10 protein-coding genes are annotated in these 12,655 nt (G+C 50.5%); 1 reads left to right on the forward strand and 9 read right to left on the reverse strand.

What is annotated here, in order from left to right; translation table 11 throughout:
• Window positions 1-215 precede the first annotated feature (215 nt).
• Window positions 216-1,148: a Na/Pi symporter gene (locus tag BLS58_RS01820; protein WP_218126116.1), complete on the forward strand. Its 933-nt coding sequence runs from the start codon at window positions 216-218 to the stop codon at window positions 1,146-1,148.
• An 8-nt stretch (window positions 1,149-1,156) separates the two neighbouring features.
• Here BLS58_RS01820 and mtaB read toward each other — a convergent pair whose 3' ends face one another.
• From mtaB to lepA, 9 genes are all read right to left on the reverse strand, one after another.
• Window positions 1,157-2,497, reverse strand: a complete 1,341-nt coding sequence (gene mtaB / locus BLS58_RS01825) for a tRNA (N(6)-L-threonylcarbamoyladenosine(37)-C(2))-methylthiotransferase MtaB (protein ID WP_090395836.1) — start codon at window positions 2,495-2,497, stop codon at window positions 1,157-1,159.
• A gap of 5 nt (window positions 2,498-2,502) precedes the next feature.
• Window positions 2,503-3,255, reverse strand: a complete 753-nt coding sequence (locus BLS58_RS01830; protein ID WP_090395837.1) for an RsmE family RNA methyltransferase — start codon at window positions 3,253-3,255, stop codon at window positions 2,503-2,505.
• A 3-nt stretch (window positions 3,256-3,258) separates the two neighbouring features.
• A complete protein-coding gene (prmA, locus tag BLS58_RS01835; protein WP_090395838.1) occupies window positions 3,259-4,182 on the reverse strand; it encodes a 50S ribosomal protein L11 methyltransferase in 924 nt (307 codons plus the stop codon).
• A 265-nt stretch (window positions 4,183-4,447) separates the two neighbouring features.
• A complete protein-coding gene (dnaJ, locus tag BLS58_RS01840) occupies window positions 4,448-5,563 on the reverse strand; it encodes a molecular chaperone DnaJ (protein ID WP_090395839.1) in 1,116 nt (371 codons plus the stop codon).
• Window positions 5,564-5,735: 172 nt separating this feature from the next.
• A complete protein-coding gene (gene dnaK / locus BLS58_RS01845) occupies window positions 5,736-7,589 on the reverse strand; it encodes a molecular chaperone DnaK (RefSeq protein ID WP_090395840.1) in 1,854 nt (617 codons plus the stop codon).
• Between the two features lie 41 nt (window positions 7,590-7,630).
• Complete coding sequence (grpE, locus tag BLS58_RS01850; protein ID WP_090395841.1) at window positions 7,631-8,188, reverse strand: nucleotide exchange factor GrpE; 558 nt, start codon at window positions 8,186-8,188, stop codon at window positions 7,631-7,633.
• Between the two features lie 80 nt (window positions 8,189-8,268).
• Window positions 8,269-9,303 carry a heat-inducible transcriptional repressor HrcA gene (gene hrcA, locus BLS58_RS01855; RefSeq protein WP_090395842.1) on the reverse strand — a complete coding sequence of 345 codons (1,035 nt, stop codon included), beginning with the start codon at window positions 9,301-9,303 and terminating at the stop codon, window positions 8,269-8,271.
• An 86-nt stretch (window positions 9,304-9,389) separates the two neighbouring features.
• Window positions 9,390-10,535, reverse strand: coding sequence for a radical SAM family heme chaperone HemW (hemW, locus tag BLS58_RS01860; RefSeq protein ID WP_090395843.1), 1,146 nt, complete (start codon window positions 10,533-10,535; stop codon window positions 9,390-9,392).
• A 44-nt stretch (window positions 10,536-10,579) separates the two neighbouring features.
• On the reverse strand, window positions 10,580-12,412 hold the full coding sequence (lepA, locus tag BLS58_RS01865; protein WP_090395844.1) for a translation elongation factor 4: 1,833 nt from the start codon (window positions 12,410-12,412) through the stop codon (window positions 10,580-10,582).
• Window positions 12,413-12,655 lie beyond the last annotated feature (243 nt).

Consider the following 12,655-nt stretch of genomic DNA (forward strand, 5'->3'; position numbering starts at 1 on the left):
CTCGATTTCATACCCCAAATGCCAGACGGGGCACTCCGTGGGGGATGAAATGCTCGATTTCATACCCCAATAGCCGGATAGCCACGTACATTGGGGCGTAAATGATTGGGCATTTCCTCTTCTTACCTCTCACTTCCCACTTCCCACCTCCAGCATAGCGTTTTAATCATAACGAAGGCGAGACAACCATACATATGGACTACGGAGGACGAGCGATGGACTACTCATTATTAATCATGATTGTATACATTTTCATTTTCCTGTTTGGTGTTGCGCTCATTCGTGCAGGGCTCGGTCAATCCCCGCCAAAGCACGTGCGAACCATGATCGTTAACAGTACGAGTCATCCTTTTGCCGGCTTTATCGTCGGTTTTCTCATCACTGCGTTGTTGCAGAGCAGTTCGGCTGTCATGGTCTTGGCCGTCAGTCTCGTCGCAGCCGGTATTATCCCTTTCCGGCAAACGATCGGTGTCATGCTCGGCAGTAACGTCGGTACGACCTTAACATTGGAAATTCTCGTTTTTTCGGGGGAAACACTCGGGTTGGTATCGATAGGGGCCGGCGTCATTTTTCTATTAACGCGAATGAAACCGTTATTTTTGCCGGGAACGATTCTTTGCGGCGTCGGCTGTATGTTTCTCGCGATGGACGGGATGAGTTCCTGGGGACAGGAACTCACCGGCCAAGGCTGGACGGAATGGCTGCTGGAAAACGACGATCTATCGGCTGGTACAGCCGTTTTAGGCGGAACGATCATCGCGACGATCATTCAATCAAGCACAGCGACGATTGCCATCGGCCTGCAAATGTACGCGAATGACTTTATTCAACTGGAAAACGCCATTGCCATTATGATGGGCGCCAATATTGGCACGTGCCTGACAGCCGTGCTGGCTGCGCTCGGTGCCAAACGCGGTGCGATGCAAACCGCGATGGCGAATGTTTTCCTAAACATCGGCGGCGTTTTGCTCTTTCTGCCGATTCTCGGCATTTTTTCGGACATGATTATGACTTTAACGATTGATCCTGCTGTCCAGGTGGCCCATGCATCGGTGATTTTCAACCTGGTCTGCTCGCTTCTGGTTCTGCCATTCGTCAATCCGTTTGCAACCTTCATCGAACGATTGACCGGGGGAGCAGCGCGCTAAAATCACCCCTAGACGCGTTCCAATGCCCCCGTGCCGTCAAGCACGCGGATAAATTCAGCTTCACTGTAGGGATAGCCGGCTTTTGTAATTTTGGCCCGTACAATTTTGCCGATCATATCAGCAGAGGCCGGTACTTTCACTTTAAGATAGTTGCTGCTGTAACCGATATAGAAGTCACTGTCCGGATCTTCCTTATCCGCTTCCTCAGGGATAATATCGACGACTTCTCCTTCGTGTTGCGAAGCGTATTCTTTGGCGAGTTGCTCCGATAAGTGAATAAGCTGTTGAACTCGTGTCTTTTTCACATCATCGTCCACTTGGTCTTCTCTGCGCGCTGCCGGTGTTCCCGTCCGTTTCGAATAGGGGAAGACGTGGAGCTCGGTAAAGCCCAAATCGCGGACAAAGTCGTACGTCTCCCGAAATTCTTCGTCCGTTTCGCCCGGAAAGCCGACGATGACATCAGTTGTAATGGCCAAATCAGGAAAAATATTCTTCAAACGCTGAACACGTTCACGGTAATAAGCCGTAGTGTATTTTCTTCGCATTCTTTTAAGGACCGTATCCGAACCGGCTTGCAGTGGAATGTGGAAATGATTGACGATTCTTTCGGAGTTACGGACGACATCGACCACTTCGTCGGTGATCTGACTTGCTTCAATCGAAGAAATCCGCAAGCGTTTCAATCCTTCCACCTGCTCCAGCTCGCGTAAAAGCGCCGCGAAGTTATAATCTTTAAAGTCTTCACCGTATCCGGCGGTATGAATACCGGTGAGGACGATTTCTTTATAGCCCGCGTCCACGAGCTGGCGGGCTTGCTGCAACACGTCTTCCGGCAGCCTGGAGCGCAATAGGCCACGCGCCCAGGGGATGATACAAAATGTACAGAAGTTGTTGCATCCTTCCTGAATTTTCAGGCTCGCCCGTGTGCGGTCGGTGAAAGCCGGGACATCCAGTTCCTCATAAACCCGGGTTTTCATGATGTTGTTCACACCATTGATCGGCTCGCGGGACGCTTTGAATTCTTCAATGTAGCCGATCATTTTGGAGCGATCCTGCGTGCCGACAACGATATCCACCCCGGGAATATCCATAACTTCTGCCGGCGAGGTTTGCGCGTAACAACCGGTTACGCAAATGACGGCATCGGGGTTTTGGCGAATACACCGACGGATCGCCTGCCGGCTTTTTTTATCACCTGTGTTCGTCACGGTACACGTGTTGATCACGTACACATCGGCACGTGTTTCCGTCTGTTCATAGCCTGCTTTTTTAAACAGCTGCCAAATCGCTTCCGTTTCATAATGGTTGACCTTGCATCCGAGGGTATGAAAAGCGACAGTATTTGACATCTATTTCACCTCTTTAACTCTACATGATAAACCAGCATCGCGAGCGTCGCCACCGGTGCCGTTTCCGCCCGCAGGATTCTGGGGCCGAGGCTCACGGGCACGAACCCCGCGCGGGTACACGCAAGGTGTTCGCGCTCGGAAAAACCGCCTTCGGGACCGAAAATAAGTAAAATGTTCTCTGCAGCTTTGACCGAGCCCAATGCATCAGCCAACGCATAATGATTGCCTTCTCGTGCGCTTTGTTCTGAAATGATCCATAAATGATTGTATGTGCTCGCTTCTTCGGTCAATGACGCCAGCGATTCTTTTCGTTCGATTGCGGGAATGTGCAAACGTTCCGATTGTCCCGCCGCTTCCCGGGCAATCTTTGCAAAACGCGCCTGTCGTTTTGCGCTTTTTCTCTCATCCCACTTGACCACAGAATGATCGGCGGGAAAGTTGGTGATGGTCACTGCGCCCATTTCTGTTGCTTTCTGGACGACCCATTCGTATTTATCTGCTTTGAGGTCCCCCTGGGCAACGGTGATATTAATCGCAAGTTCCGTGTCGGCATCCAGCCACTCCTCGACCTGACACGTCACTTCATCCGGATGGACGTGGGCGAGACGACTGTAAGCTGCCTGTCCCCCTTCATCAATACAAATGATAACATCTCCGGGTGACATACGCATCACGCGAACGATATGATGAGCTTGCTCTCCTTTTAACATGACGGTCTCTGTTGACCATTGCTCATCCGCGACGAAATAACGCTGCAAAGCTCATTCCTCCTTTAGCAACAGGGCGACCCAGCCCTCCTGCTCAAGCGTTTCTACGAGCACGAGACCGTTATTTTCCAATGCCTGGCGGACATCCGCTTTTTTATCCTTGATAATGCCGGAGACGAGAAGCAAGCCGCCATCGTTTAGGTAAGTTTTGACTTCCGGCGCCATGCGGATGATAATATCCGCCAGCAGATTGGCTACGATGATGTCTCCTCTCTCTTTTACATCGGAAAATAAATCGCTCTTCGCGACCCTGACTTGCTCTTCAACGTCATTGATCCTGATATTTTCATTCGCGACTCTAACGGCCATATCCTCCCGATCATACGCAAACACCGAGGCGCCGAATTTCGCGGCCGCGATACTTAAAATGCCGGATCCCGTTCCCACATCGAGCACGCGGTCCCCTTTGCGAACGATGCGCTCGAGCACCTGTAAACAGAGTAGGGTTGTTGGATGAGTGCCCGTTCCAAAGGCCATCCCGGGGTCAAGTTCGATGACGGTTTCATTTTCTCCGGGTTTCACTTGCTCCCAGGACGGGGCGATGGTGAGATTCGTTGATACTTTTACAGGTTTATAATACGTCTTCCAGGCTTCTTCCCAGTCTTCTTCTTTTAGCTGTTCCGTTGAGATCGCTAAGCTCCCCGTAACCAGGTCTGAGCGCTGCTTAAAAACGGTCAGTGCCTCCCGGATATCATCCATTTTGACCACATCCGCGGGAAAATAGACTTTCAGGACAACCCCTTCGGTCGGCAGGTGCTCAACAGACGGCTGGCCGATGTGATCGGAGTCTTGCGGCCGGTTTTCCCGATCCTTGGCGTCCTCGATGACGATCCCGTTTGCTCCCTGTTCTGTTAACACATGCGAGACAGCATCTGCGGCTTCATGGGTCGTATGTACACGGTATTCTGTCCAATCCATGCTATTTTCCTCCCGTGATATAGCTTTTGGGTATACGTTTGTTTATGTGCTGGGTTGGCGACCTAATGACTTCTACGATGACGCGTTAGGGTTCCAACTACCTGCGTTGGCGACCTAACGCACTCCGGGGTCACACGTTAGGGTCCCATCTGCCTTCGATGACCTAACGACGACTTCTAACACAGGATTCCCCTTTTTTGGTGGCAACAACTATCCTGAAAAAAGCGGCTTTCCACGAAAATGGAAAGCCTGGCTTTACAAGGGATTACTCCCCTCGAAATGCGCGTTTCACCTTCTCAAAAAAGTTGCTGCTGTGTTCATCCACTTCTTCGCCGCTTTCTTCCGCGAACTCTTTCAACAGCTCTTTCTGGCGATCGCTCAATTTCTTCGGTGTGATCACACGTACGCTGATGATTTGATCTCCTGTGCCGCGGCCATGAACGTTGGAGACCCCTTTGCTGCGCAGACGAAAGCTTCGGCCCGTCTGTGTGCCCGCGGGGACTTTAATTTTCACTTTTCCTTCCAGCGACGGAACTTCGATTTCATCGCCGAGGGCGGCTTGCGAGAACGTTAATGGCATTTCGCAGCGAATATCGTCGCCATCCCGTTCGAAAAATTCGTGGGGTTTGACATTAATGACGATAAACAAATCTCCGGGTGGTCCGCCGTTGAGGCCGGCCTCTCCGTGACCCGGCTGGCGCATTTGCTGGCCGTGATCGATGCCTGCCGGAATGTTGACGTGCACCGTTTTGCGTTTTTTAACTTTGCCTGCGCCCTGGCACGTTTTACATTTTTCCTTAATGATTTTGCCTGCGCCTTCACATTGGTCACAGACCCGTCGGTTGACAACCCTTCCGAAGGGTGTGCTTTGCTCGATATTCAACTGGCCGCTGCCACCGCAGCGTCCACACGTGTCGGGGCTCGTTCCCGGCTTCGCCCCGGACCCGGTACACGTCTCACAAGTTTCTTCCCGGGGAATTTCAATATCGGTATCTTTGCCAAACACGGACTCCTTAAATTCCAGCGTCATCGTGTATTGCAAGTCTGCCCCTTGTCGTGGCGCGTTCGGGTCCCGACGGGCTCCGCCGCCGAAAAACATATCGAAAATATCGCCGAAGCCGCTGCCGCCAAAATCACCGGCTCCGCCGCCGAATCCCTGGTTTGGATCGGCGTGGCCGAATTGATCGTAATTCGCTTTCTTTTGCGGATCGCTTAACGTATCATAAGCTTCTTTTACCTCTTTAAACTTTTCCTCGGCGCCGTCCTCGCTGTTGACATCTGGGTGATATTTGCGTGCCAATTTACGGTATGATTTTTTTATCTCATCATCGGATGCATTTTGATCGACACCGAGAACTTCATAGTAGTCTCGCTTGCTCATTCTCCATTTCACTCCCGTTCAATTCCAGCATGACGGTATCATACTTTGGATTGCTCCCGATCGCAAGCCCTATCCGTTCACTCCGTTCACAACAGCATCCTATTGCAGTGAAAAAGTCAAAGTCAAGAGATCCTGACTTTGACTTTTCAAATGATCCTACTTTAGCGGATGGTTATGCCTTGTTCTGTTGATCGTCGTTTTCGTCGTCGACTTCTTCGTAGTCGGCATCAACGACGTCTTCATCCTGGGACCCGTCCTGGCCTTCGCCTTGTTCTTCTTGTTCGGCTTGCGCCTGCTCGGCCATCTGCTCATACATTTTCTGGGAGAGGGAATGCACGAGCTGCTCGAGTTCATCCTTGGCGGTGCGAATCGCTTCCAGATCTGTGCCGTTTAAGGCTTCCTGCAACTTGCTCTTCGCGTCTTCCGCATTTTGTTTTTCCGTCTCCTCGACATTCTCCCCGAGATCATTAATCGTCTTGTCGACGGTGAAAATCAGTTGATCCGCTTCATTGCGAAGTTCAGCTTCTTCTTTCTTCGCTTTGTCAGCTTCGGCATTTTCTTCTGCCTGTTGGACCATCTCTTCGATTTCGTCCTCGGAAAGACCGGAAGAAGACGTAATCGTGATCGATTGTTCTTTATTCGTACCTTTGTCTTTAGCGCGCACATTAACGATACCGTTGGCGTCAATGTCAAACGTCACTTCGATTTGCGGAACACCGCGAGGCGCCGCCGGAATGTCCGTCAGTTGGAAACGGCCGAGCGTTTTGTTGTCGCCCGCCATTTCACGCTCGCCCTGGAGCACGTGAATATCAACGGAAGACTGATTATCCGCGGCTGTTGAAAATACTTGCGATTGGCTCGTCGGAATGGTCGTATTCCGCTCGATAAGCTTCGTGAAAACACCGCCCATCGTCTCGATCCCGAGAGATAACGGCGTCACATCCAACAGGACAACGTCCTGAACGTCTCCGGCGAGTACACCCGCCTGCACAGCCGCACCCAGCGCAACAACCTCATCAGGATTGACGCCTTTGTGCGGGTCCTGGCCTGTTAAACCTTTGATCGCTTCCTGGACTGCCGGCGTCCGTGTTGAACCACCGACAAGAATGACTTTATCAATGTCGGACGCATTAATACCGGCATCCGAGATCGCCCGGCGGGCAGGGCCCATCGTTCTTTCTACGAGATGGGAAGAGAGTTCCTCGAATTTAGCTCTCGTCAAGCTCTGCTCCAGGTGTTTCGGGCCGGAGGCATCCGCGGTGATAAACGGAAGCGACAGCTGGGTTTGCGTGACCCCGGAAAGTTCCTTTTTCGCTTTTTCCGCCGTATCCTTCAGGCGCTGCATAGCCATCTTGTCTTTGGAAAGATCGACGCCGTTTTCTTTTTTAAACTCGGAAACCATGTGATCGATAATCACCTGGTCAAAGTCATCGCCGCCGAGTTCATTATCGCCGGATGTTGACTTCACCTCGAAGAAGCCATCGCCAAGTTCAAGGATGGACACATCAAATGTGCCGCCGCCAAGGTCAAAGACGAGGATCGTTTGGTCTTCTTCTTTTTCCAGGCCATAGGCGAGTGAAGCTGAGGTCGGTTCATTGACGATCCGATCAACTTCAAGCCCGGCAATCGTGCCCGCATCTTTGGTCGCTTGCCGCTGGGAATCATTAAAATAAGCCGGAACGGTGATGACCGCATTGGTTACGTCATCGCCAAGATAGGCTTCCGCGTCCGCTTTTAATTTCTGTAAAATGATGGCAGATAATTCCTGGGGGGTGTACGTTTTACCCTCGATGTCTACAGTGTAATCCGTACCCATATGGCGCTTGATGGAGAGAACCGTGTTCTCGTTCGTAATCGCTTGACGCTTGGCGATTTCACCGACTTGTCTTTCTCCATCCTTAAACGCAACAGCTGAAGGCGTCGTCCGGTTCCCTTCAGGGTTGGGGATGACGACCGGCTCCCCGCCTTCCATTACTGCCACACATGAATTCGTTGTTCCTAAGTCAATACCGATTGTTTTAGCCATTTTTATTCCTCCTTGATCCACTAACGCGATTCATTTTACGATTATGCGTTAACCTTAACCATAGCCGGTCGGATAACGCGGGAGTTTAGTTTGTAACCTCTCTGCAATTCTTCCACGATTTGATTGGATTCAAATCCTTCTTCTTCCACCTGCATGACAGCTTGGTGGACGTTAGGGTCGAAGATTTCGCCTTCGGTTTTAATTTCTTCCAGGCCTTCGGATTCAAGGGCTTCCACGAATTGACGATGGACCATTTCCATCCCCTTATAAAGGTCCTCAGCTTCCCCTGTATCGGACGCAAAGGCGCGCTTGAAACTGTCAAGCACCGGCAGTAAAGCCTCCATCAACGACTGCGACCGAAACTGCGTGGCGGTTTCCTTTTCCGCCCGGGTTCGTTTCCGGAAATTGTCGTAATCCGCCTGAACGCGTTTAGCCTTTCCTTTCCATTCTTCCAGTTCCGCTTGCAACTTCTGAAGCTCCTCTTCGTGTTCGGAGACGTCTTCGTTCTCCTCTGTAGAGGCGGAAGGGCTATCTTCTGCTTCAGGTTCGATGATTTCTGCCTCTTCATCCGAATGTTGTTCGTTTGCCTTTTCACTCATGCCTTTCACCTCCACATCTTGCTTTACTAACGTTCTGAGCACATAAGAGAAGGGAGATGGCCTCTCCCTCCGTTAGCCGTCTACTTATCATGACGATATTTCCTCGTCAAGGACGTTGATAACCCAGTGGCGAATTGCCGGATAAGCCTAATTACGCGTTCGTATTCCATTCTTGTCGGCCCGATGACACCTAGCGATCCGACCGTACTGCCATCGATGGAATAGGTCGCTGTAATCATGCTTAAATCAGCAAAAGCCTCGATGTCATTTTCCCGTCCGATCCGTACGCTTAACCCTTCCTGGGTGCGGGAAAGGAGCGTGTGCACATTCTCGCTGCGATCGAGCCACTCAAAAATCATCCGCACACGATCAACGTCCTGAAATTCCGGTTGCATCATTAAATTCATCATGCCTCCGTAAAAGACTTGATCGCTCCTTTGCGTTTTAAAGGCATCCCGCAGCACGCCAAACATATCTTCATAATGACGCACATGCCGATGGAGTAAACGCCTCGTTTCTGTCAACAGCCTCTCTTCCCATTGACCAATGGGCGTATCCACCAGTTGTTCATTTAAAATATTGACGACTTTCTCAAGATCAGAGGCATTCATCTGTTCAGGGATGTCAAACGTCCGATTTTCAACATGACCCGAATCGGTAACGAGAATGGCGATCGCCTGCCTCCCGCTCAACGGGAGCATCTGCAACTGTTTCAGGCGTGTATGTTCCATTTCCGGGCCTAACACGACCGACACATAGCTCGTTAATTCCGATAGAACCGCCGCCGTTTTTCTCATCACGGCTTCTACCTCAGAGATGCGGCGGGTAAAAAATTTTTCCATATCTAAAATTTCGTGTTCCTGTAGAGGCTCTGGCCTTAATAAATGGTCCACATACAACCGATATCCTTTGTTGGACGGAATTCTCCCTGCAGAACTATGAGGTTTGATAATATAACCCATTTCTTCCAGATCAGCCATCTCATTACGGATGGTCGCAGGGCTGAAAGAAATGTCCTCTCGTTTGGACATACTCCGGGAACCTATCGGTTCGGCAGTTTGGACATAATCATCGACGATGGCTTGCAATATCAACAGTTGACGCCGACTAAGCATCGTCCATCACCTCTGTTAGCACTCAAGATTAACGAGTGCTAATGCTAGTGTTAACTTATCAAATGCCCGTATCGTTTGTCAACGCGTTAAATCTCAGGCTCAAGCAAAAAAGAAGCAAAGACCTCGTTGCCAAGTAATTTGCCCTTCTCCGTTAATGTTAATCTTCCGCCTTCATCCTGTAATAAGCCGTCATTGATAAGGTGCCTATAGGCGTCCCCGTAAATGTCGTGAAAAGAGGTGTTGAACTTATGATTAAAATGAGGGATATGAACGCCTTCCTGCAGGCGCAAGCCGAGAAACATCTCTTCTTCCATTTGCGCCTGGATTGAAACGGCTTCCCGCGACCGTTCCGGCAACGTTCCTTTTTGGACCGTTTTTAAATAATGGGGGATCGGTAAAATATTGCCATACCGCTCGCCCTCTACATATCCGTGGGCGCCCGCGCCCAAGGCCAAATACGATTGATTCCGCCAATATAATAGATTATGTTGACTTTCTTTCCCCGTTTTCGCGAAGTTGCTGATTTCATATTGTCCGTACCCTGAATGTTCGAGACGCGAAAGCAGGATGTCGTACATGTCCGCCTCTTCATCTTCACTTAACGGCTGTAATTGCCCGGTCTGTAGCCAATTATAAAACTGGGTTTTCGCTTCGATTTTCAGCCCATAGGCCGAAACGTGATCAGGGGCAAGCACGATCGCTTGCTGAAGCGTTTCCTCCCACTGGTCCATCGTTTGTCCGGGCAAGGCAAACATTAAATCGATGGAGATATTATTAAAGCCAAGTTCTCGTGCCAAGCTGATCGTCTCACCGACATCATCTACACTATGAGTACGACCGATCGTCTCCAACAAAGTTGGCGAAAACGTCTGCACACCGATACTGAGCCGGTTTACGCCAGCGTCTTTCAGCGCATATAACCGTTGCTCATCGATGCCGTCGGGGTTGACTTCAACGGTTACTTCACTCTGCTCGTCCCATGACAGGCCGGCGCGCTGCAAGTTGACAAATAACGTTTGTAACTGCTCTGCGGAAAGGGACGTCGGTGTGCCGCCCCCGATGTAGAGGGTATCCATAGGATGGGCGCCCCCATCCAGCCGCAGTTCCCCTTCCCTCTGCAATGCGGCAAGATATTCATCCACGGGCTGATTTTTGATTAACACTTTATTAAAATCACAATAGTGACAGATCTGGTGACAAAAGGGAATGTGAACGTATGTCCCTGCCTTCACTTTTCTCCCTCCTCCCGGCTGCGGCTCCCTCGGATCGCGTCGGTTTATTTCTTTTCATCATCATCCATGCGCAACACGGACATAAACGCTTCCTGGGGGATTTCCACCTTGCCGACATTTTTCATGCGGCGTTTGCCTTCTTTCTGTTTCTCCAACAGCTTTCTTTTTCGTGTGATATCGCCGCCGTAACATTTTGAAGTCACATTTTTTCGCAAGGCTTTGATCGTGGCGCGGGCGATGATTTTGTTGCCGATGCTCGCCTGCACGGGGACTTCGAATTGTTGGCGCGGAATGAGATCTTTCAGTTTCTCGACGATGATTTTTCCGCGCTCATAAGCCATATCGCGGTGAACGATCACGGAAAGGGCGTCGACTTTTTCGCCGTTGAGTAAAATATCCATTTTTACCAAATTGGACGACCGATACCCAATCGGCTCATAATCGAACGACGCGTACCCTTTCGTATTCGATTTTAGCTGATCGAAAAAGTCATACACGATTTCGGTTAACGGAAGGTCATACGTCATGTTCACGCGATTTTCGTCCAGGTACTGCATATCGATAAATTCACCGCGTTTTTTTTGGCATAACTCCATCACCGGCCCGACGAAATCATTCGGCACCATCACCGTCGCTTTCACATAGGGCTCCTCGACTTCTTCGACAGCTTGTTGCTCGGGCATGTTGTTCGGATTATCGATTTCCAGAACGGTACCATCGGCTTGATAGACATGATAAATGACACTCGGAGCCGTCGTAATCAGTTCGATCCCGTACTCCCGCTCAATCCGTTCCTGTAAAATTTCCATATGAAGGAGTCCGAGAAAACCGCAGCGAAAACCGAAACCAAGCGCTTGCGACGTCTCCGCTTCATACTGGAGTGCGCTGTCGTTTAACTCCAGACGTTCCAGTGCATCTCTTAGAGCGTTATAGTTGCTGGCATCAACCGGAAACAACCCGCAGAAAACCATCGGCTTCATGCGTTTGTACCCCGGCAACGGTTCGGGCGCTTCATGCCGCACTTTAGTGATCGTGTCACCAACCCGGGAATCGCCGACATTTTTGATAGCAGCGGTTAAAAATCCCACATCCCCGACGGTTAACACGTCAGTAGCCACGGTCTTGGGGGTAAAAATCCCCACTTCACTGACTTCAAACTCTTTGCCGTTGGCCATCATCTTGATCTTGTCGCCCTTTCGCACCGTTCCTTCCACGATACGAATGTAGGCGATAACGCCGCGATAGGAATCGTATAGCGAATCAAAAATCAAGGCCTGAAGAGGCGCATCGGGGTCGCCCGCAGGAGCGGGCACTTTTTCGACGATTTCTTCCATAATATCCTCGATACCGAGACCGCTTTTCGCGGAGGCATGGATCGCTTCGGTCGGGTCGATGCCGATGACATCGATGATTTCCTGTTTCACACGATCAGGTTCCGCGCTGGGGAGGTCAACCTTGTTCACGACCGGCAAAATCTCCAGATCATTATCCAACGCCAAATAGACATTGGCGAGCGTCTGTGCTTCAATGCCCTGGGAAGCATCGACGACGAGCAAGGCCCCTTCACACGCGGCCAAACTCCGTGATACTTCATATGAAAAATCGACATGTCCCGGCGTGTCGATCAAGTGAAATATGTATTCCTCCCCGTCTTTGGCCACATAGCGAAGCTGAGCCGAATTGAGTTTAATCGTAATGCCCCGCTCTCTTTCCAATTCCATCTCGTCGAGAACCTGCGCTTGCATGTCACGTTCCGAGACCGTCTTTGTATGTTCGAGAATCCGATCGGCCAATGTTGACTTCCCATGATCAATATGGGCAATGATGGAAAAATTCCTTATCCGCGCCTGGCGGTTGCTGATTTCTTCGTTTGTCAAAGCGATCACTCCTGATTATTCAAAAACCCCGTAGGAAAACTACCTTACATTATAGCAACCACGGACGCAGACGACAACAGAAGGGAAAAAAAGAAGGACCTCGCTAGGGTAGGTAACCACGGCCGTTGGACCGCCAATCGCGATCACATCACGCTTCTGATCCCTCTCAGGCTGGAACTACTGTCTTTTGAGGGATCGCATCGCTCTTCTGATCCCTCTCGGGCCGAATCCAACGCCTTTTGA

This window comes from Natribacillus halophilus (genome assembly GCF_900100185.1).
GTDB lineage: Bacteria > Bacillota > Bacilli > Bacillales > Marinococcaceae > Natribacillus > Natribacillus halophilus.

Excerpts from the sequence above, each read along its gene's own strand:
- dnaK (WP_090395840.1), bottom strand. The coding sequence starts at position 7,589 with ATGGCTAAAACAATCGGTATTGACTTAGGAACAACGAATTCATGTGTG.
- BLS58_RS01820 (WP_218126116.1), top strand. The coding sequence starts at position 216 with ATGGACTACTCATTATTAATCATGATTGTATACATTTTCATTTTCCTG.
- prmA (WP_090395838.1), bottom strand. The coding sequence starts at position 4,182 with ATGGATTGGACAGAATACCGTGTACATACGACCCATGAAGCCGCAGAT.
- dnaJ (WP_090395839.1), bottom strand. The coding sequence starts at position 5,563 with ATGAGCAAGCGAGACTACTATGAAGTTCTCGGTGTCGATCAAAATGCA.
- mtaB (WP_090395836.1), bottom strand. The coding sequence starts at position 2,497 with ATGTCAAATACTGTCGCTTTTCATACCCTCGGATGCAAGGTCAACCAT.
- hrcA (WP_090395842.1), bottom strand. The coding sequence starts at position 9,303 with ATGCTTAGTCGGCGTCAACTGTTGATATTGCAAGCCATCGTCGATGAT.
- grpE (WP_090395841.1), bottom strand. The coding sequence starts at position 8,188 with ATGAGTGAAAAGGCAAACGAACAACATTCGGATGAAGAGGCAGAAATC.